The following is a 22,386-nucleotide window of genomic DNA, read 5'->3' on the forward strand; positions in this document are numbered from 1 at the left end:
CTCCAGCATGCGCACCGAACAACCGAAGATGATCTACCTCAAGGACTATCAGGCGCCCGAGTACCTGATCGACGAAACGCACCTGACCTTCGAGTTGTTCGAGGACCATAGCCTGGTCCATGCGCAACTGGTGATGCGCCGCAACCCCGAGCGAGGCCCGGGGTTGCCGCCGCTGGTGCTGGATGGCCAGCAGCTGGAATTGCTGTCGGTCACCTTGGCCGACCAGGAGCTTTCTGCAGCCCAGTACCAGCTGACCGAAAATCACCTGACCCTGCAGCCGACCAGCACCACGTTCACGGTCGACACCAGCGTGCGCATCCACCCGGAAACCAATACTGCGCTGGAAGGCCTGTACAAGTCCGGCACGATGTTCTGCACCCAGTGCGAGGCCGAGGGCTTCCGCAAGATCACCTATTACCTCGACCGCCCGGACGTGATGAGCACGTTCACCACCACGGTGGTCGCCGAGCAGCACAGCTATCCGGTGCTGCTGTCCAACGGCAACCCGATTGCCTCGGGGCCTGGTGAAGACGGCCGGCACTGGGCGACCTGGGAAGACCCGTTCAAGAAGCCGGCCTACCTGTTTGCGCTGGTGGCCGGTGATTTGTGGTGCGTCGAAGACAGCTTCACCACCATGAGCCAGCGCTCCGTGGCGCTGCGCATTTATGTCGAGCCGGAAAACATCGACAAGTGCCAGCACGCCATGAACAGCCTGAAGAAGTCTATGCGCTGGGACGAAGAGGTCTACGGTCGCGAGTACGACCTGGACATTTTCATGATCGTCGCCGTGAACGACTTCAACATGGGCGCCATGGAGAACAAGGGGCTCAACATCTTCAACTCCAGCGCCGTGCTGGCCAAGGCCGAAACCGCCACCGACGCCGCGCACCAGCGGGTCGAGGCGATCGTAGCCCACGAATACTTCCACAACTGGTCGGGCAACCGCGTGACCTGCCGCGACTGGTTCCAGTTGTCGCTCAAGGAAGGTTTTACCGTGTTCCGCGATTCCGGCTTCTCCGCCGACATGAACTCGGCCACGGTCAAGCGTATCCAGGATGTCGCCTACCTGCGCACCCACCAGTTCGCCGAAGATGCCGGTCCCATGGCCCACGCGGTGCGCCCGGACAGCTTCATCGAAATCTCCAACTTCTACACCCTGACCGTGTACGAAAAGGGTTCGGAAGTGGTCGGCATGATCCACACCCTGCTGGGCGCCGAAGGCTTCCGCAAAGGCAGCGACCTGTACTTCGAGCGCCATGACGGCCAGGCCGTGACCTGCGATGACTTCATCAAGGCCATGGAAGATGCCAACGGCGTCGACTTGACTCAGTTCAAGCGCTGGTACAGCCAGGCTGGTACCCCGCGCCTGGTGGTGAGCGAGTCCTACGACGCCGCGGCGAAAACCTACAGCCTGACCTTCCGCCAGAGCTGCCCGGCAACGCCGGACAAGGTGGAAAAACTGCCGTTCGTGATTCCGGTCGAACTCGGTCTGCTCGATAGCCAGGGCGGTGAAATGGCCCTGCGTCTTGCCGGTGAAGCGGCGGCGCAAGGCACTTCCCGAGTGATCTCGGTGACCGAAGCCGAGCAGACGTTCACCTTCGTCGACATCGCCGAACAGCCGCTGCCGTCGCTGCTGCGTGGTTTCTCGGCGCCGGTGAAACTGAGCTTCCCGTACAACCGTGACCAACTGATGTTCCTGATGCAGCACGACAGCGACGGCTTCAATCGTTGGGATGCGGGTCAGCAACTGTCGGTGCAGGTGCTGCAGGAACTGATCGCCCAGCAGCAGAAGGGCGAGGCGCTGGTGCTCGATCAGCGTCTGGTTTCGGCCTTGCGTACCGTGCTGTCGGATGAGTCGCTGGACCAGGCGATGGTCGCCGAAATGCTCTCGCTGCCAAGCGAAGCCTACCTGACCGAAATCAGTGAAGTTGCCGATGTCGAGGCGATTCATACCGCCCGCGAGTTTGCCCGCAAGCAACTGGCCGATGCGTTGTTCGAAGGCCTGTGGCTGCGTTACCAGGCCAACCGCGACCTGTCCAAGCAGACCCCCTACGTGGCCGAAGCCGAGCATTTCGCCCGTCGCGCATTGCAGAACATTGCGCTGTCGTACCTGATGCTCAGCGGCAAGCCTGAAGTGCTGGCGGCGACGCTGGAACAGTTCGAGGCCTGCGACAACATGACCGAACGCCTGACCGCGCTTGCCGTACTGGTCAACTCGCCATTCGAAGAACAGAAGGCCAAGGCCCTGGCCAGCTTCGCCGAGCACTTCAAGGACAACCCGTTGGTCATGGACCAGTGGTTCAGCGTCCAGGCCGGCAGTGTGCTGCCCGGTGGCCTGGATCGGGTCAAGGCATTGATGCAGCACCCGGCGTTCAACATCAAGAACCCGAACAAGGTGCGCGCACTGATCGGCGCGTTCGCCGGGCAGAACCTGATCAACTTCCATGCGGCGGATGGTTCCGGGTATCGCTTCCTGGCGGATCTGGTCATTGAGTTGAACGGCTTCAATCCGCAGATTGCGTCCCGGCAGTTGGCGCCTTTGACGCGCTGGCGCAAGTACGATGATGCGCGTCAGGCCTTGATGAAAGGTGAGCTGGAGCGGATTCGGGCTTCGGGGCAACTGTCCAGTGATGTGTTTGAGGTGGTCAGCAAAAGCCTGGCTTGAGGTTGGTCTTGCTCCCGCAGTGTTCCTCGGACCCTGCGGGGGCATATCTCCCGCAGATGCACACCGATCAACCTGTAGGAGCTGGCTTGCCAGCGATGGCTGCCTTATAGGCGACCCATCTCCCACAGATGTACTGCGATCAAACTGAGGGAGCGAGCCTGCTCGCGAAAAACCTGAGAGCGCCGTGGGGTGTCAGGCTTCCCGTGTCATCGTTGACCTCCATCGCGAGCAAGCTCGCTCCTACAGGTAAGAGCGAAACCATAAGTGTCCGTTACCTGAATAATGGATATGTACACCACCCCCCCAAAAAAAGCGCAATCACCCCACCTGATACCCAATCATTCAGAAATCCCCCATCCCCCTCCGGTTAACAAAACATAACGTGCCGTCGATTGTCAGCCCTTCAAGAACACCGATAGGATAAGCCAGCTTCCGAAGGGGCTCTGGATTGCGGGTTTCAAGACTATGCTTTGAAACAGGTCATCCCGCGAACACCCCTTACGGCGCCCTGAAAGGTTGAACGACCTAACAATAATAATGGGGGAAGGTCTATGAGTGAGCCTGTCATGGGTGTGGGTATCTGCCGCCCGCCGGCATTGCGCAAGTTCGCGTTGCTGGCTACAGCGCTCTCGCTGTTGGGCTGTGCCGTGTGGTCGGCACCGGTGCTGGCCGCTGATGCGCCGGCATCCGACGTTGTTTATTCCGTTGAATCGGCCAAGGCCAGCAAAAGCCTGGTGCTCGATGTCGTGCACGCCGGCAAGCGCCTGGTGGCGGTCGGGGATCGCGGGCACATTCTCTATTCCGATGACCAGGGCGCGACCTGGACCCAGGCCAAGGTGCCAACCCGGCAGCTGCTGACCTCGGTGTTCTTTGTCGATGACAAGCACGGCTGGGCCGTCGGTCATGACGCGCAGATCCTCGCCAGCGAGGACGGCGGTAGTACCTGGACCAAGCAATTCGAAGATCTGAAACGCGAATCGCCGCTGCTCGACGTCTGGTTCCAGGACGCCAGCAACGGCTTTGCCGTGGGCGCCTACGGGGCGCTGATGGCCACCACCGACGGCGGGAAAAACTGGGAAGACGTCAGCGATCGCCTGGACAACGAAGACCAGTTCCACCTCAACGCCATCACCGCAGTCAAGGATGCCGGGCTGTTCATCGTCGGCGAGCAGGGCAGCATGTTCCGCTCGGCCGATTTAGGCCAGACCTGGGAAAAGCTCGAAGGCCCGTATGAAGGTTCGCTGTTCGGTGTGATTGGCACCGCGCAACCCAACACGCTGTTGGCCTATGGCCTGCGCGGCAATCTGTACCGCTCCACCGATTTCGGCAGCAACTGGGAAAAAGTCGAGCTCAAGGCTGAGCGCGGTGACCTGGAGTTCGGTCTGTCCGGCGCGACCTTGCTTGACGATGGTTCGATCGTGATCGTTGGCAACGGCGGATCGGTGATCAGCAGCAGCGACAACGGTGAAACCTTCAGCGTGTTCAACCGTCGCGATCGTATCTCGCTGTCGTCGGTGGTCGCCGCAGGCAATGGCAATCTGATTCTGGCTGGACAGGGCGGCGTTCGCGCCACTTCGCCAAACGGCGCAGAGCTGGGCAAATGAGCCGGGTTAATAATAAGAAGGCGCAGCTATGACTTCCTTAAGCACACCTCATCAGGACAAGGCGACGTTTCTTGAGCGCCTGATCTTCAACAACCGCCCGGCAGTCATCACGATCTGCCTGCTGGTGAGTATTTTCCTGTTCTGGCAGGCGACGCTGATCCGGCCGTCCACCAGCTTTGAAAAAATGATCCCGCTCGAGCATCCATTCATTCAAAAGATGATGGAGCACCGCAACGATCTGGCAAACCTGGGCAACACCGTACGCATTTCCGTGGAAGCCACTGACGGCGACATCTTCTCCAAGGAGTACATGGAGACTCTGCGCCAGATCAACGACGAGGTGTTCTACATCTCCGGCGTCGATCGCTCCGGCCTCAAGTCTCTGTGGAGTCCGAGCATTCGCTGGACGGAAGTGACGGAGGAGGGTTTCGCTGGCGGTGAAGTGATCCCGCAGAGCTACAACGGCTCCCAGCAAAGCCTCGACCTGTTGCGCAACAACGTGCTCAAGTCCGGGCAGGTCGGGCGGTTGGTGGCCAACGACTTCAAATCGAGCATCGTCGACATCCCGCTGCTGGAGTCCTACCCGGACCCGCAGGACCAGGGCAAGCTGCTGGCGCTGGACTACCGCCAGTTTTCCCATGAGCTTGAAGACAAGATCCGCGACAAGTTCGAAGCCCAGAACCCGAACGTGAAGATCCACATCGTCGGTTTCGCCAAGAAAGTCGGCGACCTGATCGACGGCCTGGTGATGGTGGTGATGTTCTTCGGCATCGCCTTCGTCATCACCCTGATCCTCCTGCTGTGGTTCACCAACTGCCTGCGCAGTACCGTCGCCGTGTTGAGCACGACGCTGGTGGCGGTGATCTGGCAGCTGGGGTTGATGCACTTCTTCGGCTTCGGGCTCGACCCGTACTCGATGCTGGTGCCGTTCCTGATCTTCGCCATCGGTATTTCCCATGGTGTGCAGAAGATCAACGGTATCGCCCTGCAATCGAGCGAGGCGGAAAACGCCCTGACTGCCGCGCGACGTACGTTCCGCCAACTGTTCCTGCCGGGGATGATCGCGATCCTCGCCGATGCCGTGGGCTTCATCACGCTGCTGATCATCGACATCGGTGTGATTCGCGAGCTGGCCATCGGCGCTTCCATCGGTGTGGCAGTGATCGTGTTCACCAACCTGATCCTGTTGCCGGTGGCGATTTCCTACGTCGGCATCAGTAAGCGCGCGGTCGAACGCAGCAAGAAAGACGCGGTGCGTGAGCATCCGTTCTGGCGCCTGCTGTCGAACTTTGCCAGCGCCAAAGTTGCACCGGTGTCCATTCTCCTGGCGCTGGTCGCCTTCGGTGGCGGCCTGTGGTACAGCCAGAACCTGAAAATCGGTGACCTCGACCAGGGTGCGCCGGAGCTGCGCCCGGACTCGCGCTACAACAAGGACAACAACTTCATCATCAGCAACTACTCCACCAGTTCCGACGTGTTGGTGGTGATGGTCAAGACCAAGTCCGAAGGCTGCTCGCGCTACGAAGCCATGGCGCCGATCGACGAGCTGATGTGGAAGATGCAGAACACCGAGGGCGTGCAGTCGGCGATTTCCCTGGTGACCGTGTCCAAGCAGATGATCAAGGGCATGAACGAGGGCAACCTGAAATGGGAAACCCTGTCGCGTAACCCGGACGTGTTGAACAACTCCATCGCCCGTGCCGATGGCCTGTACAACAACAGCTGTTCATTGGCGCCGGTGCTGGTGTTCCTCAACGATCACAAGGCCGAAACCCTGGATCGCGCGGTGCATGCGGTGCAGGAGTTCGCCAAGGAGCACAACACCGAAAACCTGGAGTTCATCCTGGCGGCCGGTAACGCGGGGATCGAGGCAGCCACCAACGAAGTGATCAAGAAGTCCGAGCTGACCATCCTGATCCTGGTGTATATCTGCGTCGCGGTCATGTGCATGATCACCTTCCGTTCCTGGGCGGCGACCCTGTGCATCGTGTTGCCACTGGTGCTGACTTCGGTGCTGGGCAACGCCCTGATGGCCTTCATGGGCATCGGCGTGAAAGTCGCGACCCTGCCGGTGGTAGCGCTGGGTGTGGGGATTGGCGTGGACTACGGCATCTACATCTACAGCCGCCTGGAAAGCTTCCTGCGTGCGGGCCTGCCGTTGCAGGAGGCGTACTACCAGACGCTGAAATCCACCGGCAAGGCCGTGCTGTTCACCGGTTTGTGCCTGGCGATCGGCGTGTGCACCTGGATCTTCTCGGCCATCAAGTTCCAGGCTGACATGGGCCTGATGCTGACCTTCATGCTGCTGTGGAACATGTTCGGTGCATTGTGGCTGCTGCCGGCACTGGCGCGGTTCCTGATCAAGCCGGAGAAGCTGGCGGGGCAGAAAGGCAATTCGCTGTTTGCTCACTGATCCAGGGCCAGAAACACAAAAGCCGTAGCCTCAGGGTTGCGGCTTTTTTACATCTAAAATTCACACCAGACCCCTGTAGGAGCTGGCTTGCCAGCTCCTACAGGGGATCGCGTTTTATGAGGGATCGCTGCCTAGCACCACATTCAACGCACTGCGCGCATCATCGAGCTGCACCAGCGTCGCATGCCGCGCGCCCAACGCATCGCGGTTCTCGATCGCCGTGAGTATCGCCTTGTGCCGTGGCAGCGCCAGTTCATGCAGGTTCGGCCGCTGGTTGGAGTGCTTCAGTGCTTCGGCAATCGCCACCGACAGCATGTTGCACAGGTTGGCCAGCAAGTCGTTGTGGGTGGCGTCTGCAATTCGGCTGTGGAAATCCAGGTCCGGTTGCAGCAGGGCTTCCGGTGTCGGCGCGGCTTCCATGCGTTGGTAGGCTTCACCGATGGAGGCGATATCCGCGTCGGTGGCGAACTGCGCGGCGAGGGCGGCGGCGGCCGGTTCGATGATGCTGCGCACACTGGTCAGCAGGTCGAAGAACTGGTTCTGCGGGCTGCTTTGCATCAGCCAATGCAGGACGTCCGGGTCGAGCATGTGCCATTCCTTGCGCGGCTTGACCACGGTGCCGACCCGCGGACGGGAGTACACCAGGCCTTTGGCGACCAGGACCCGGGTGGCTTCGCGCAACACTGGCCGGCTGACGGCATATTCCTCACAGAGCAGGGCCTCGGCAGGCAGTTTGTCGTCCGGCAGGAAACGTCCGGAGACGATCTGCATGCCCAGTTCCTGGACGATGCGCGAGTGCATGCTTTTGCGGTCGGAGGGTTTGCGGTAATCCATGGGGAACGGCGCGGTCCTGGGCGATGGAGATGGCGGGCATGATAGCAGGCGTGGGGAGTGACGGTCGCTAGCACCGGGTTTTGACTGGCGCAGAACGACTGTAGGAGCTGGCTTGCCAGCGAAGAGGCCCTGACAGCAAACATTAGGGTTGACTGTCAGGCCGCCTTCGCTGGCAAGCCAGCTCCTACAGGGGGCGGTGGTGTCAGTGAGAATGACGCGGTACTTCGGCCCCACGGCAACCGACCAGGAAGTCAAAGTCGCAACCCTGATCCGCCTGCAACACATGGTCGATGTACAGCTGACGGTAACCGCCCACCAGCAATTGCTGCGGTGGTTGCAAGTCAGCCATGCGCGCCGCCAGTTCAGCATCCGGAATATCCAGGTGCAACCGGCCGCTGGCACAGTCCAGCTCGATCCAGTCACCTTCCTTCACCGCCGCCAAAGGCCCACCGGCTGCGGCTTCCGGTGCCACGTGAAGAACCACCGTGCCATACGCGGTACCGCTCATGCGTGCATCGGAAATGCGCACCATGTCGGTCACGCCCTGGGCCAGCAGCTTGGCCGGCAGGCCCATGTTGCCGACTTCGGCCATGCCCGGATAACCCTTGGGCCCGCAGTTCTTCATGACCAGGATCGAATTGGCATCCACGTCCAGTTCCGGGTCGTTAATGCGCGCCTTGTACATGTCGAAGTTCTCGAACACCACCGCACGCCCGCGGTGTTGCATCAGCTCGGCACTGGCGGCGGAGGGCTTGAGCACCGCGCCCAGTGGTGCCAGGTTGCCGCGCAGTACACAGATCCCGCCGTCGGCGCGGATCGGGTTGTCGAGGGTACGGATCACTTCGTCCTCGCCATAGATCGGCGCGTCCCTGGTGTTCTCGCCGATGGATTTGCCGTTGACGGTCAAGGCGTTCGGGTTCGGGATCAGGTTGGCTTCGCCGAGACGGCGTAGTACCGCTGGCAAGCCACCGGCGTAGTAGAACTCTTCCATCAGGAAACGTCCGGACGGTTGCAGGTCGACGATGGTCGGCATGCCGCGACCGATGCGGGTCCAGTCGTCCAGGTCCAGCTCCACGCCGATGCGACCGGCGATGGCCTTGAGGTGAATTACCGCGTTGGTCGAACCGCCAATGGCGGCGTTGACCCGGATGGCGTTTTCGAAAGCTTCCTTGGTCAGGATCTTCGACAGCTTCAAATCCTCCCGGACCATTTCCACGGCACGCATGCCGGACATGTGCGCCAACACATAACGTCGCGCATCGACAGCGGGAATCGCCGCGTTGTGGGGCAGGGAAGTGCCCAATGCTTCGGCCATGCAGGCCATGGTCGAGGCGGTGCCCATGGTGTTGCAGGTACCGGCCGAGCGGGACATGCCGCCCTCGGCCGCAAGGAAGTCATCGATGGTGATGGTGCCGGCCTTGACCTGTTCGCTGAGCTGCCAGACCACGGTACCCGAACCGATGTCCTTGCCTTTGTGCTTGCCGTTGAGCATCGGCCCGCCGGTGACGACGATCGCCGGCACGTCGCAACTGGCCGCGCCCATCAGCAAGGCCGGGGTGGTCTTGTCACAACCGGTCAGCAGCACCACGCCGTCGATGGGGTTACCGCGAATCGCTTCTTCGACGTCCATGCTCGCCAGGTTACGGGTGAGCATGGCGGTCGGGCGCAGGTTGGATTCACCGTTGGAGAACACCGGGAACTCCACCGGGAAGCCCCCGGCCTCGATCACTCCGCGCTTGACGTGTTCCGCGATCTGGCGGAAATGCGCGTTGCACGGGGTCAGTTCCGACCAGGTGTTGCAGATGCCGATGATCGGCTTGCCATGGAACTGGTGGTCGGCGATGCCCTGATTCTTCATCCAGCTGCGGTACATGAAGCCGTTCTTGTCGGCGGTGCCAAACCATTGGGCGGAGCGCAGGGTGGGTTTCTTATCAGACATGATCGATTCTCTTATTGTATGACTATATTGTTCGAGCTGAAGCGTAACATAAGCTCAAATTCGTCTGTTTGGAAGTGTTGTTGGGTAAATAGTAATACTATATAGTCGTTTTCAGCGGAGGGATGGCCCTGACGGTTTGCCGTGAGAGGCGTCCCCCAAGGTTCTATAACAACAACAATCGGAGACCGATCTCATGAGCCAGGAACTGCGGCTGATACGTCGCATCACGCTGAAACTGATTCCCTTCCTGATCCTGCTGTACCTGATCGCCTATGTGGATCGCTCCGCCGTAGGTTTCGCCAAGCTGCACATGGGCGCCGACATCGGCTTGGGCGATGCGGCGTACGGGCTGGGCGCAGGGCTGTTCTTCATTGGCTATTTCCTTCTGGAAATTCCCAGCAACCTGATGCTTGACCGCTTTGGCGCGCGGCGCTGGTTCGCGCGGATCATGGTCACCTGGGGCGCTATCACCATCGGCATGGCATTCGTCCAGGGGCCGAACAGCTTCTACCTGATGCGCTTTCTGCTCGGCGCGGCGGAAGCCGGGTTCTTTCCAGGCGTCCTGTACTACATCACCCAGTGGTTCCCGGTACGCCATCGCGGCAAGATCCTGGGCCTGTTCATCCTGTCCCAACCCATTGCGATGATGATCACCGGACCTATATCCGGTGGTTTGCTGGGCATGGAAGGGGTGTTCGGCCTGCATGGCTGGCAGTGGCTGTTCATCGTCATCGGCACCCCGGCGATCCTGCTGACCTGGCCGGTGCTGCGCTGGTTGCCGGATGGCCCGCAACAGGTGAAGTGGATGGACCAGGCGGAGAAGGACTGGCTCAGTGGCGAGCTGAAAAAGGACCTGGAGCAGTATGGCCAGACCCGTCATGGCAACCCGTTGCACGCCCTGAAGGACAAACGCGTGTTGCTGCTGGCGCTGTTCTACCTGCCGGTGACCCTGAGCATCTATGGCCTGGGCCTGTGGCTGCCGACCTTGATCAAGCAGTTCGGCGGCACTGATCTGGTGACCGGGTTCGTGTCATCGGTGCCGTACATCTTCGGGATCGTTGGTTTGCTGATCATCCCGCGCAGCTCCGATCGATTGAATGATCGGTATGGCCACCTGGCCGCTCTGTACGTGCTCGGTGCCATCGGCCTGTTCTTCAGTGCCTGGCTCTCGGTGCCGGTGTTGCAACTGGCGGCGCTGTGCCTGGTGGCGTTCTCGCTGTTTTCCTGCACGGCGATTTTCTGGACCTTGCCCGGTCGCTTCTTTGCTGGCGCGAGTGCGGCGGCGGGCATTGCCCTGATCAACTCGGTGGGCAACCTCGGCGGCTACATCGGCCCGTTCGTGATCGGCGCGCTCAAGGAGTACACCGGCAACCTCGCGTCGGGGCTGTATTTCCTGTCCTGCGTGATGCTGTTCGGCCTGGTGTTGACCGGCGTGGTGTATCGCCTGCTGGAGCGCAAGCATGTGTTGCCGGTGGATGAGTTTGCCGCCAGTGCGCGTGGGGCTACCCGTACCTGACACAAAAATCTGGCAATCACCACCACCCCTGTGGGAGCGGGCTTGCCAGCGATGGCGATCTATCTGACACATTGACGGTGAATGTGCCGCCGCTTTCGCTGGCAAGCCAGCTCCTACAGGGGGGCGGTGTTTTCAAGTAAATGGAGAAAATTCATGCGTTTGGTTCAGTTCGAATTGAGTAACGGCGAACGCCGCGTAGGCGTGGTCGAGGAAGGTCTGGTCCGTGAAGTGCAAGACGCCCGCACGGTGCGCGACCTGGCCCTGGCGGCGATCGAGGCGGGGTGCAATCTTGAGCAGCAGGTGCAGAGCCTCGGGTTGGGCATCAGCCATGACTACGCCGAGCTGCTGGCGCAACTGCGCATCCTGGCGCCGCTGGATCACCCGGACCCGGCGCACATGCTGGTCAGTGGCACCGGCCTGACTCACCTGGGCAGCGCGTCGGCCCGGGACAAGATGCACCAGCAGGCCGGTGATGAAGCTTCGATGACCGACACCATGCGCATCTTCAAGTGGGGCGTGGAGGGTGGCAAACCCGCGGCAGGCCAGGCGGGCGTGCAGCCGGAGTGGTTCTACAAGGGCGACGGCAGCATTGTCGTACGCCCGGGCCAGCCGTTCCCGCTGCCACCCTTTGCCGAAGACGCCGGTGAAGAGCCTGAACTCAGCGGCCTCTACGTCATCGGTCACGACGGCAAGCCGTACCGCCTGGGTTTTGCCGTGGGCAACGAGTTTTCCGATCACGTCATGGAGCGCAAGAACTACCTGTACCTGGCCCACTCGAAACTGCGCAGTTGCAGCTATGGACCGGAGCTGCGGGTGGGCGAGCTGCCGCAACACCTGGCCGGTACCAGCCGTATCCTGCGCGATGGCCAGGTGCTGTGGCAGAACGAGTTCCTCAGCGGTGAGGCCAACATGTGCCACAGCCTGGCCAACCTCGAGTTCCACCATTTCAAGTACAGCCAGTTCCTGCGTCCGGGCGATGTGCACATCCACTTCTTCGGCACCGCGACCCTGTCGTTCGCCGATGGCATCCGCACGCAACCGGGCGATGTGTTCGAGATCAGCCAGGAAGAATTTGGCGCGCCGTTGATCAATGGCATCGCGCCTGTCGATGCGGCTTTCGAACCCGGCACCGTCGGCTCACTTTAAGGAGTTACCTATGATCCTTGGTCACAACTACATCGGCGGCCAGCGCAGTTCGTTGGGCAGCGTGACATTGCACAGCGTCGACGCCGAAACCGGCGAGGCGTTGCCCCATGCTTTCATCCAGGCCACCCCGGAAGAAGTCGATGCCGCCGCCAAGGCTGCCGCTGCAGCGTACCCGGCTTATCGCACCTTGAGTGCCGAGCGGCGCGCACAATTTCTCGACGCTATCGCCGATGAACTGGATGCGCTGGGGGATGAGTTCGTAAGCGTGGTGTGCCGCGAAACCGCGCTGCCTGCCGCACGGATTATCGGTGAGCGTGGCCGCACCAGCGGCCAGATGCGCCTGTTCGCCGCTGTGCTGCGGCGTGGCGACTTCTACGGCGCGCGCATCGACCAGGCCCTGCCTGAGCGTCAACCGTTGCCGCGTCCGGACCTGCGTCAGTACCGTATCGGGCTCGGACCGGTGGCGGTGTTCGGGGCCAGCAACTTTCCCTTGGCGTTCTCCACCGCCGGTGGCGACACCGCGTCGGCCCTGGCCGCCGGTTGCCCGGTGGTGTTCAAGGCCCATGGCGGCCACATGGCCACGGCCGAGCAGGTGGCCGATGCGATCATTCGCGCGGCACAGAAAACCGCGATGCCGGCCGGCGTGTTCAACATGATCTACGGCGGCGGGGTGGGTGAAGCGCTGGTCAAGCATCCGGCCATCCAGGCGGTGGGCTTTACCGGTTCGCTCAAAGGTGGTCGAGCCTTGTGCGACATGGCCGCGGCACGCCCGCAACCGATCCCGGTGTTTGCCGAAATGTCCAGCATCAACCCGGTGATCGTGCTGCCCCAGGCGCTGCAGGCGCGCACGGAAACCATCGCCCGTGGCCTGTCGGCTTCGGTGGTCCAGGGTTGCGGCCAGTTCTGCACCAACCCTGGCCTGGTGATCGGCATCCATTCGCCGCAGTTCACCGCCTTCCTCCAGCTATTGGCCGACATGATGGCCGACCAACCGGCGCAGACCATGCTCAACGCCGGGACCCTGGGCAGCTATGCCAAGGGCTTGCAAACATTGCTCGATCATCCTCGGATCGAACACCTGGCGGGCGATGCGCAACAGGGGCGGCAGGCGCAGCCGCAGCTGTTCAAGGCCGACGTCAACCTGCTGATCGATGGCGACGAGGTGCTGCAAGCGGAAGTGTTCGGCCCCACCACCGTGGTGGTCGAAGTGGCGGATCAGGCACAACTGAGCGCCGCGCTGCACGGCCTGCATGGTCAGCTGACCGCGACCATCATCGGCGAGCAGGCGGATTTCGAGCAGTTCAGCGAGCTGACCGGGTTGCTGGAGCAGAAGGTCGGGCGAATCCTGCTCAATGGTTATCCCACCGGGGTGGAGGTGTGTGATTCGATGGTCCATGGCGGGCCGTATCCGGCGACGTCGGATGCGCGCGGCACGTCGGTGGGCACCCTGGCCATCGACCGTTTCCTGCGCCCGGTGTGTTTCCAGAACTACCCGGACAGTTTGCTGCCGGAGGCGCTGAAAAACAGCAATCCACTGGGTATCCAGCGCCTGGTGGATGGCCAACCGTCCCGCGAGGCGATCTGACCCCCCTGTGGGAGCGAGCTTGCTCGCGATGGACTTAAGGGCACCGCGTATAGCCAGAAAACACGCGTAATCGTTAACGACCATCGCGAGCAAGCTCGCTCCTACAGTTGTTCAGCGGTGTGGCTGAGCTATCATTGCGTTTTTCCCATTCAAAGATTGACTGCCATGACTGCTGCAACCGACACCTTGCTCAACGCCCTCGAACACTGCGGGATGGTGGAAATCGACGGCTACCACGCCTTCGAGTTCTCCCTCGATGAAGACGACAACCTGCACATCGAATGCATGGACGGTCGAAATGCCCTGCACTGGGAATTCACTCCCGCGCAGATTCAGGCGGCAACGTTCGATGCGACCTTGCAAAGCTGGCTGATCAATGACAACAACGGCGAACACCGGCTGGTGTGCCTCGGCGACGTCGTCAGCGGTGACAACGACGACGATGATCAACAGGATGCGTAACCTCTGGCCGCTATTGATCGCCGGTAGCATCGGCGCGATGGGCGTGCAGGTGGCGGCCGCCGACGACTATCAATTGCTCGTGGGTTCCTACACGGCCGGCCAAAGCCAGGGCATCTATCGCCTGGCCTTCGACAGTGCCACCGGCCAGATCGACGCCAAGCCGCTACAGGTGATCAACAGCGAAAATCCGTCCTGGCTGACCCTGTCCAAGGACCAGCAGCGCCTGTTCGTGGTCAATGAAAATGGCCCGGGCCAGGCCGATCCGGTCGGGCGCGTGAGCAGTTATGCCATTGACCCCAAGACCCATGAGTTAAGCCTGATCAACCAGGTACAGAGCCTGGGCAACGAACCGACGCATTCGGGTCTCAGCCTTGATGCCAGCCACTTGTTCGTCAGCAACTACTCGGTATCTGAAGATCCGGGTGGCACCCTGGCGGTGTTGCCGCTGGCGGCCGATGGCACGCTCAAGCCTGTGGTGCAGATGAGCAGCCATCCGGCCAGTCGGGTCAATCCCGAGCGGCAGACGTCGGCGCATGTGCATTCGACGGTCTCGTCGCCCGATGGCAACTATGTGTTTTCCAACGACCTGGGGGCGGACAAGGTGTTTGTCTACCGCTTCGACCCCAAGGCCAATCCCGACTTGCCGTTGACCCCGGCGACTCCCTCGTTCGTTCAGTTGCCAGCGGGCAGCGGGCCGCGCCATTTGCTGTTCAGTGCCGATGGCAAGCATGCCTGGCTGACCATGGAAATGAGCGCGCAAGTGGCGGTGTTTGATTACCGCGACGGCAAGCTGGAGCAAACCCAGATGGTCGACCTGGCTGCGGGTCAGCCGGTTTCGGACAAGGCCGCCGCGGCATTGCATGCCTCGAAGGACGGCAAGTTCCTCTATGTCAGCAACCGTGGCACCGCCAACCAGTTACTGGTGTTCGCCATCGACCCAGCCACCGGCCACCTCAAGGAGCTGCAACGTCGCGCGGTAGAAGGCGACCATCCCCGGGAATTCAGCCTCGATCCGAGTGGCAAGTTCCTGCTGATCGCCAACCAGAAAAGCAACCAGATTGTCGTCGTCGAGCGCGATGCCAAGTCCGGTTTGCTGGGCAAAACCGTGCAAAACCTGCCGATGGATGCCCCCAGTGACCTGAAATTCCTGGTGCGTCAATAGGCCGCAGGCCCCGGTTGATGGGGCCTGCATCCTTCTATCGATGAGCGTGATATGTGGAAGTGCTACAAAGCATTTCAAGCGGCTAAGCCTCGAGGGTTAAGTTTGCTTCACGGCCCCACCGGCCAGGCAAGCCAACTGACTTCGAGGAACTCCCGCATGAACTTCAATCTCTTCTCCGTGATCGCCGCTTCCGCCATTTCCGCCACCGTTGCCCTGCCAGCCAGCGCCAACGTTGAAATCAGCGACAAAAAATCCCACACCCAGAGCTACACCCAGAAATACTTGCAACAGAGCGCCAACTTCTACGCCGCGCTGGACCACAAAAACCAGCACTGAAATTCCAGCCCTGCCGCCTTTATGCAGGAGCGAAGTCACTTGCCGATCGAAGCCCAGGCTGCGAAAGGCGTTGAAGTGATGTCGCTCCTGCATAACGCGTTTGCGACAAGCCATCCTGTAATGCTTGATATCAGGTGGCCATGCCTCTAAATTTGACGCTGATTTTTTGACTCCTCCTTCATCAGAAAAGGATTGCCAAAATGACCCTGCGTCTCGCCGTCGTACTGCTGTCCCTCTACTCGACCCCCATCCTGTCCGCTGCCGTACCCATTCCCGGCGAACCTGACGCTGCCCGCGAGCGCATGATGAGTTTTATTGAAGACTGAGATAGTCTGGGTTAATGATCAACGAAGTTGATATTTGCTATGCATCAGACTCGTTGGTTACCGGTGCTTTTTTGATTGATTCTGTGGACTCTGAAACATGTCCACGGAGTTCATCATGGCCAGCTCGATCATCACCTCTGCCAAACACGGCGCCTATGTGGCTATCGGTCTTTACCTGGTCATGGTGCTGGTCATCAGTCTTTCGCCGCAGTCACAGCAAAGCGTCGAACCGCCGATTCATGTCGCACACCCAGGCATCCAGTTTGAACATCGCGCACAGCAGGCGATGGTCGATCCGGCGGAACTGGCGGGAGTGGGCGGAGCATGAACCGTTGCAAACTTTTGGTCATCGCTTTCCTGGCCTTCATCACCAACGGATTTTCCTTGCTGGGGATAGGGCAAGGTTCGATAGGCGGCGTAGCCCGGGCCATTGAGGCCAATCACAACATTGCGCGCAACATCGAAACGGCAAAGGCCATGGGCATGCTGGCCGGCAATCCGCCGATCAAGTCCGAGGAAAGTTTTTTCGGACCGTTCCAGGTGGATTGCTCGGCCATTGGCATGTGTGAAGTGTTGGCGTAACAGAGGGGGCTATTTCTTCATGATCGATGTGAACAAATCGGACTCCAGAAACCGCTGCAGCCACGCCTGCAGACGTCGATAGGGCGTTTGCGCGAACCACTCGCGGTCGACATGGGCGAATTGCCGTATGAACGGCATCAGCGCCACGTCGGCCAGGCTCGGGTGATCCGTGAGCAGGTAGTCGCGTCCCTCCAGTAACTCATCCAGTTTGCGCAGGAACACCTCGCCTTCGGCGCGATAGAGCGCCATCGGTTGCTCAGGATAGCGCTCGGCGTACTTGTAGCGATTGAGGTGCACTTTGAAGTGCTGATCGTTCTCCTCGATCAACGCCTCGATGGCCAACTGTCCTTGCGGATCATCCTTGAGCAACCAGTCCTGCGGGTCATGGCGGGCGACGGCCCAGCGCATGATGTCCAGGCTTTCATCGATGACCTGGCCGTCCACGTCCAGCACCGGCACCGTGCCTTTGCTCGACAGTGCGAGCATCTCGGAGGGTTTGGCCTTGAGGCTGACTTCGACGATGTCCACGGGCACTTCGCAGTAGCGCAGCGCCATGCGTGCGCGCATGGCGTAGGGGCAGCGGCGGAATGAGTAGAGCGTGATCATTTCACCTCCAGGGTGCTCAGGCCGTTGCCCTGGCGGCGGACCTGGATCTGCACCGGAATCCGCTCATGCATTTCCTGCACATGGGAGATCACCGCGACCTTGCGCCCCTGGGCCTGCAGGCCGTCGAGGGCGTCCATCGCCAGTTGCAGGGACTCCGGGTCGAGGCTGCCGAAGCCTTCGTCGATGAACAGCGATTCGATTTTCAGCGTGCTCGAGGCCATCGATGCCAGGCCCAGCGCCAGGGCCAGCGACACCAGGAAGGTCTCGCCACCGGACAACGAATGCACCGAACGCAGCTCGTCGCCCATCTCGGTGTCCATCACCAGCAAACCGAGCATGCTGCCGCCGCGTTTCAGGCGATAGCGCCGTACCAGTTGGCGCAATTGCACGTTGGCGTGGTGCACCAGCAGGTCGAGGTTGTAGGCTTGGGCGATCTTGCGGAAGGTGTCGCCGGTGGCCGAACCGATCAACGCGTTCAGGCGTGCCCAGCGCTGGTATTCGCTGTACGCGTCGGCGATCTGTTGCGCGAGGGCCTGATTGGCGTTCTGCCGGCGCTGATCCTCGGCCTGTTCGGCACGCAATTCGGCGCAGAGCTGCTCGCTGACGCCGAACTGGTTTTGTAACTCGGTAAGCGCGTTGGCGAGCTGTTCGTCATCGAGGTTGCCGTTGTGCTGCGCCTGATGATCGAGCAAGCGCTTGTCACGCTCCTGTAGCAGGACATTGGCCTGTTCGATGGCTTTTTCGCTGTGCTGCAAGCGTTGGCGCAGTTCGCTGACATGGGCGTCGTCGACCCGCAGCAGGTCGTCAAGGCCAGCGTCATCCAGTTCCGGGTGGCGGGCGCGCCAGTCGGCGATTTTGTCGCCGAGCTCGCGCTGTTCGCTTTCCAGGGTGTGCAAACGCTCTTGCTGCGCCTTGAGTTCGGCGGCGATTCGCACGAGCTGCGTGAGTACGTTCTGCAGTTCCGTGGCCGTCGTGGTTTCGGCGTTGCGCGCCTGTTCCACGTCCTGCTCCAGCTGCTGCTGCCACTGTTCGGCACTGGCGTGGGAGGCGAGCAATTGTCCGAGCGCCTGCTGGCTCGCCTGTTGTTGCGCGGCCAGTGCATTGAACTGCTGCTCGGCGGTTTGCAATTGTTGCACACGGGTTTGCTGCCGATCCTGTTCCTTCTCCAGGTGTTGCTGACGCTGTTGCTGCTCGGCAAGTTCTTCCTTTTGCTGATCGAGTTGCGCCAGGCGCTCGGCGATCTGCCGATCGAGCTGCATGAAGGTCGCGGCGGGCTCGAGACGCAGCGCTTCCAGGGTGTCGGCTGGCAACAGGCTGGCAAACGCGCCGAGTTCTTCGTCCAGGCGCTGGCGGTCATTGCTCAGCTCACGCTGTTGATTGTCCAGATGCTGGGCCGCTTGCTGGTGCGCGGTTTCGGCGTGGCGCAATTGCTGGGTCAGGCGCGCGGCGTCCTGTTGCAGGGTGAGCAGGGCGGTTTGCCGTTGTTCGTCCTGGCTGATGCTCTGGTTCAACTGGGTGTTTTGCTGGCTGAGCCAGGCGCCGCGCTTGGCGTAGTCCTGATTGTGCAGGGCGGTGGCCAGCGGATGCGCTTCCAGGCTTGGCGCCAGGGCTTGTTGCTGGGTCGCCAAATGTTCCTGCTGTTGCAGCAGTTCTTTTTGCTGGGCGATCAGTCCGCCCACTTCCGCCCGCAGTTCGGTCAGCTTTTCCTTGAGCTGGTCGACCGCTTTTTGGGCCGTTGCCTGCTCGCTTTCATCATGGCGACCCAGGCTTTGCAACAGGGCTTCGGGTTGATGATAGGGATGCTCGTTGCTGCCGCAGACAGGGCAGGGCTGGTCATCCTGCAACTGCGCGCGCAGTTCCTCGACACTGGCGCTGCGGGCCAGGCGCTGGCGCTCCAGCAGCTCGCGGGTGACGGTCAGGGTCTGCTCGGCGACGGCGAGTTCAGCCTTGGCCTTTACCCCGTCCTGGGTCAGGCGCTCACGTTCCTGTTGCGCAGCGACCTGGCGTTGCTGCAACTCGGCGCCGCGCTTGTCCAGGTCCTGCTGGCTGTCCCACAGCCGCGTCAGGTCTTCGATGGCCCGCAATTGCTTGCGGTTGTCCTGCAACAGGCTGCCGAGGATGCCGATCTGCTCGGCGACGGCGTCTGGTTCGGCGCCGGCCTCCTTGAACAGCACCTCCAGTTGCTGTTTCTGCGCAGTGAACGCCTGCGTGGTGCGCACGGCGTTCTGTTCGAGGTTGGCCAGTTCGGCCTGGCCCTTGTTCAGGCGATTGCCGATCAGCATCAGCTGTTGCAGGCGATCGCGGTAAGCGTTCCATGCCTCGCTCAAGGGCGCCAGATGTACGCTCTGTTCCAGCTCGGCCGCCATGCGCTGCAAGTGTTCGCCAGCCCGGGCCTGTTGCTCGTGCAAGGTTTGAATCGCGCTTTGGCCCTGGGTGCAGGCTTGCTCGGCGCTCTGTCTGGCTTCGGCGGCCAGGGCCGTGTCCTTCGCCAGGCGGGCGAGGGTGCTTTGTTCCTCGAAGGCCTGACGCAACAGCGGCGCACATTCGGTTTGCCGTTGTTGCGCTTCACCCAATGCGATCCGGGTCGTGCCAAGGGCCTGTTCCAGTAGCGCCTGACGCTCGCTGAGTTCGCCGTGCTGGCGGGTATGCTGGGCGATTTGCTCGGCCAAGGGCGTGAGTAACGCATCGACCTCGGACTTGCGGGCGAACTGGTGCCGTTGCGGGGCGAGCTGCTCCAGGCGCGTCAGCTGCACGCGCTCGCCGGCCAGGCTGTCCCAGGTTTGGCGGGCGCTGTGCAGTTGTTCGGCAGCAGCCAGTTGCGCGTCATGCAAACGGCGCAGTTCGCTGAGCCAGGTGTGCTGCAGTTCAAGCTGCTTGAGCTGCGCCTGCTGATGTCTAAGCTGCTGCTGCGCGGCGTGGAAGCGCTCGTCGAGCTCGGCGCGGGCCTCAGGCGCCAGGGGCGTGACGCCGCTGGCCTGGTCCTGCAGCAATTTGTGGGCTTCGCGGGCTTCTTTGGTCTTGTCGAAGGCCCGCCGGCCCAGCCGGGTGTATAGCGCCGTGTCGGTGAGTTTTTCCAGGAGTTCGCTGCGGTCGTTGTCATCGGCCTTGAGGAAGGCGCTGAACTCGCTCTGCGCCAGCAGCACGGCCCGGGTGAACTGTTCGAAATTCAGGCCCAGTGCGGCTTCGAGCTGGGTCTTGTATTCACCTTTCTGGCTGGCCAGCAGTTGATCCTGATCGAGGTCGCGCAGGCTCTGGCGGCTGGCTTGCAGTTTGCCACCGGCCTTTTCCCGGGCGCGATTGGCTTCCCAGCGTGCGCGATAACGGCGGCCGTCGACGCCGACAAAATCCACTTCGGCATAACCTTCGCCAGTGCCGCGGCGCAACAGGGTGCGCGGGTCGCCGGTGCCGATTTCGCCATCGGCGTCCGGTACCTTGGCGTCGCGCCCGGTGTTGTTCAGGCGCGGCACGGCACCGAACAGGGCCAGGCACAACGCGTCGAGCAGGGTGCTCTTGCCGGCGCCGGTGGGGCCGGTGATGGCGAACAGTCCGGCACTGGCCAGGGGTTCGGCGGTGAAGTCGATTTCAAACGGCCCGGCCAGGGAGGCGAGGTTTTTCAGGCGGATGGCGAGGATCTTCATGGCTGTTCGTCCTCCATCTGCACGTCTTGCAGCAGCTCGGCAAAGTCCTTTAGGGTTTGCTCATCGACCTCGCTGCCGTAGTTGTCCTGCCAGGCACGGCTGAACAGTTCATGGGGCGTGAGCTGGTCCAGTTCGATCAACCCGGCACCTTCATCGGCACCTTCACGGCTGCCGTTGCCGGCGTATTCGGCGGCGATGCGCACCAGGCGCACGGCCTTGCCTTCCAGGGCGCTTTCCACTTGATGGCGCAAGTCCGGTTGCGGCTCGTCGAGGCGTACCCGCACTTCCAGCCAGGGCTGGCGCTGGTAGTCGGCCAGCAGGTCGATGATCGGCAGGTCGGCCAGTTGCACAAGGATGTCGGCCAGGGGCGCAGGGCCGATACGTTGCAGGTTCACTGAGCGAGGGATCAGTTTCGGTTCGACGCTGACCAGGGTTTCGCCGTCGAGTGTGATGACGAGAACCTGATGCTGGTAGCCGATCTCCGAGAACGACAACGGAATGGGCGAGCCGCTGTAGCGAATGCGCTCCTCGCCGTTGACCTTCTGTGGCTTGTGCAAATGCCCCAGGGCGACGTAGCTGATGGTCGGTCCGAACAGGCTGGCGGGCAGCGCTTCGGCGTTGCCGATGATCAGGCTGCGTTCGGAGTCTTCCGACACCGAACCACCGGCCATGTGCGCATGGCTGATGGCGATCAGTGCCTGGCCGGGCTGTCGTTTGGCATTGGCCGCTTCAATCAGCCATTCGTGAACCTGGCCGATGCCGCGCAAATAGTTGTCGCCCAGATGGGCGCCGGTGACTTCGGCCGGGCGCAGGAACGGTAGCGCCAGGCACCAGGCGGCAATGTCGCCTTGGGCATTTGGCAGTGGCAGCAACAGGCGTTCGGCGTCCAGTTGCCCGTCATCCAGCCACAGCACGCGGCCCAGGGCATGGGTGCGCAAGCGGCGCATCAAGGGCGCGGGCAGTTCGATGCGTGAGCCGGAATCGTGGTTGCCGGCGATCATCACGATGGTCAGCAAGGGTTGCTGCTCATGGGCGCTGACGATGAAGTCGTAAAGGCGTTCCTGGGCTTTGACCGGCGGGTTGACCGTGTCGAAGATGTCGCCGGCAATCAGCAGCACATCCGGCTGATCCAGCTTGAGCTGGCGCAGCAGCCAGTCGAGAAAACAGCCGTGCTCAAAATCGCGATCCTGGCCGTGCAGGTTCTGCCCGAGGTGCCAGTCGGAGGTGTGGAACAGACGCAAGGGCAACTCCGCTACAAAAAAGGTGATGGCCGCGAAGACAAATGATGGCGGCGAAAGGGGAGAGAGTTTACTGGCAAAAGACTGTTGTTGCAGAACACCTTTGAAGGTCAAGACGTCTGCATTCGGTGTTGAAAACCTGCGACCGTCTGTCCCCACTGTCAGATCTGTCAGTAGGCGCCAGGGCGAGCCGGGTATTCAATGGATTCGAGCATGGAGCCTTACAGTGCAAGCGACAGGGTGTGCTTTCCAATAGAAGGGAGGCGAGGCAGGTCGGACAGTGGCTGATGTGGTTAGGGCGTTACATGTGATTCCAGGGTTATCGAAGTTACTA

At 61.4% G+C, this 22,386-nt stretch carries 17 protein-coding genes and 1 pseudogene; 12 read left to right on the plus strand and 6 right to left on the minus strand.

Going from position 1 to position 22,386, the window contains the following annotated elements; genetic code table 11:
* Positions 1–7 precede the first annotated feature (7 nt).
* On the plus strand, positions 8–2,665 hold the full coding sequence (pepN, locus tag ACM6I6_RS14920; RefSeq protein ID WP_414920125.1) for an aminopeptidase N: 2,658 nt from the start codon (positions 8–10) through the stop codon (positions 2,663–2,665).
* 142 nt (positions 2,666–2,807) lie between these two features.
* On the opposite strand, the pseudogene ACM6I6_RS14925 reads toward pepN, so the two are convergent.
* Positions 2,808–2,927 (minus strand): annotated as a pseudogene (locus ACM6I6_RS14925) (outer membrane lipoprotein carrier protein LolA); the annotation flags it as partial.
* Positions 2,928–3,216: 289 nt separating this feature from the next.
* Here ACM6I6_RS14925 and ACM6I6_RS14930 point away from each other — a divergent pair.
* Positions 3,217–4,269: a WD40/YVTN/BNR-like repeat-containing protein gene (locus ACM6I6_RS14930; protein WP_414920126.1), complete on the plus strand. Its 1,053-nt coding sequence runs from the start codon at positions 3,217–3,219 to the stop codon at positions 4,267–4,269.
* Between the two features lie 28 nt (positions 4,270–4,297).
* Positions 4,298–6,682: an RND family transporter gene (locus tag ACM6I6_RS14935; protein WP_323605838.1), complete on the plus strand. Its 2,385-nt coding sequence runs from the start codon at positions 4,298–4,300 to the stop codon at positions 6,680–6,682.
* A gap of 114 nt (positions 6,683–6,796) precedes the next feature.
* Here the strand turns inward: ACM6I6_RS14935 and ACM6I6_RS14940 are convergent, their stop codons facing one another.
* Together ACM6I6_RS14940 and ACM6I6_RS14945 are read right to left on the minus strand one after the other, a co-directional pair.
* Entirely contained in the window at positions 6,797–7,516 is a 720-nt protein-coding gene (locus ACM6I6_RS14940) for a FadR/GntR family transcriptional regulator (RefSeq protein ID WP_323605836.1), read from the minus strand.
* 202 nt (positions 7,517–7,718) lie between these two features.
* Complete coding sequence (locus ACM6I6_RS14945; protein ID WP_166620189.1) at positions 7,719–9,455, minus strand: IlvD/Edd family dehydratase; 1,737 nt, start codon at positions 9,453–9,455, stop codon at positions 7,719–7,721.
* Between the two features lie 193 nt (positions 9,456–9,648).
* Here ACM6I6_RS14945 and ACM6I6_RS14950 point away from each other — a divergent pair, with 193 nt between their 5' ends.
* The 9 genes from ACM6I6_RS14950 (at position 9,649) to ACM6I6_RS14990 (ending at position 16,570) form a co-directional block, all read left to right on the plus strand.
* Complete coding sequence (locus ACM6I6_RS14950) at positions 9,649–10,971, plus strand: MFS transporter (RefSeq protein WP_274076992.1); 1,323 nt, start codon at positions 9,649–9,651, stop codon at positions 10,969–10,971.
* A 153-nt stretch (positions 10,972–11,124) separates the two neighbouring features.
* Positions 11,125–12,117, plus strand: a complete 993-nt coding sequence (gene araD1, locus ACM6I6_RS14955) for an AraD1 family protein (protein WP_274076991.1) — start codon at positions 11,125–11,127, stop codon at positions 12,115–12,117.
* A gap of 10 nt (positions 12,118–12,127) precedes the next feature.
* Entirely contained in the window at positions 12,128–13,702 is a 1,575-nt protein-coding gene (locus ACM6I6_RS14960) for an aldehyde dehydrogenase (NADP(+)) (RefSeq protein WP_414920127.1), read from the plus strand.
* Positions 13,703–13,867: 165 nt separating this feature from the next.
* Positions 13,868–14,164: a DUF5629 family protein gene (locus ACM6I6_RS14965; RefSeq protein ID WP_323605828.1), complete on the plus strand. Its 297-nt coding sequence runs from the start codon at positions 13,868–13,870 to the stop codon at positions 14,162–14,164.
* Positions 14,157–15,326, plus strand: coding sequence for a lactonase family protein (locus tag ACM6I6_RS14970; protein WP_414920128.1), 1,170 nt, complete (start codon positions 14,157–14,159; stop codon positions 15,324–15,326). The genes ACM6I6_RS14965 and ACM6I6_RS14970 overlap by 8 nt, the downstream gene beginning before the upstream one ends.
* Before the next feature lie 156 nt (positions 15,327–15,482).
* Positions 15,483–15,662 (plus strand): hypothetical protein, encoded by a 180-nt coding sequence (locus tag ACM6I6_RS14975; protein WP_018926171.1) that lies wholly within the window; start codon positions 15,483–15,485, stop codon positions 15,660–15,662.
* Positions 15,663–15,862: 200 nt separating this feature from the next.
* On the plus strand, positions 15,863–15,988 hold the full coding sequence (locus tag ACM6I6_RS14980; protein WP_274076987.1) for a hypothetical protein: 126 nt from the start codon (positions 15,863–15,865) through the stop codon (positions 15,986–15,988).
* A gap of 115 nt (positions 15,989–16,103) precedes the next feature.
* Positions 16,104–16,316 carry a hypothetical protein gene (locus ACM6I6_RS14985; RefSeq protein ID WP_274076986.1) on the plus strand — a complete coding sequence of 71 codons (213 nt, stop codon included), beginning with the start codon at positions 16,104–16,106 and terminating at the stop codon, positions 16,314–16,316.
* Positions 16,313–16,570 carry a hypothetical protein gene (locus ACM6I6_RS14990; RefSeq protein WP_274076985.1) on the plus strand — a complete coding sequence of 86 codons (258 nt, stop codon included), beginning with the start codon at positions 16,313–16,315 and terminating at the stop codon, positions 16,568–16,570. Before ACM6I6_RS14985 ends, ACM6I6_RS14990 begins: the two co-directional genes overlap by 4 nt.
* Before the next feature lie 9 nt (positions 16,571–16,579).
* On the opposite strand, the gene ACM6I6_RS14995 is transcribed toward ACM6I6_RS14990, so the two are convergent.
* Genes ACM6I6_RS14995 through ACM6I6_RS15005 form a run of 3 tightly spaced genes read right to left on the minus strand, consistent with a single transcriptional unit; the run spans position 16,580 to position 22,055 of the window.
* On the minus strand, positions 16,580–17,176 hold the full coding sequence (locus tag ACM6I6_RS14995) for a glutathione S-transferase (protein WP_414920129.1): 597 nt from the start codon (positions 17,174–17,176) through the stop codon (positions 16,580–16,582).
* A complete protein-coding gene (locus ACM6I6_RS15000) occupies positions 17,173–20,814 on the minus strand; it encodes an AAA family ATPase (RefSeq protein WP_414920130.1) in 3,642 nt (1,213 codons plus the stop codon). The genes ACM6I6_RS14995 and ACM6I6_RS15000 overlap by 4 nt, the downstream gene beginning before the upstream one ends.
* Complete coding sequence (locus tag ACM6I6_RS15005; protein ID WP_414920131.1) at positions 20,811–22,055, minus strand: exonuclease SbcCD subunit D C-terminal domain-containing protein; 1,245 nt, start codon at positions 22,053–22,055, stop codon at positions 20,811–20,813. The genes ACM6I6_RS15000 and ACM6I6_RS15005 overlap by 4 nt, the downstream gene beginning before the upstream one ends.
* Positions 22,056–22,386: the final 331 nt, after the last annotated feature.

Source organism: Pseudomonas sp. IT-P218, assembly GCF_949767605.1.
Taxonomy (GTDB): domain Bacteria; phylum Pseudomonadota; class Gammaproteobacteria; order Pseudomonadales; family Pseudomonadaceae; genus Aquipseudomonas; species Aquipseudomonas putida_AE.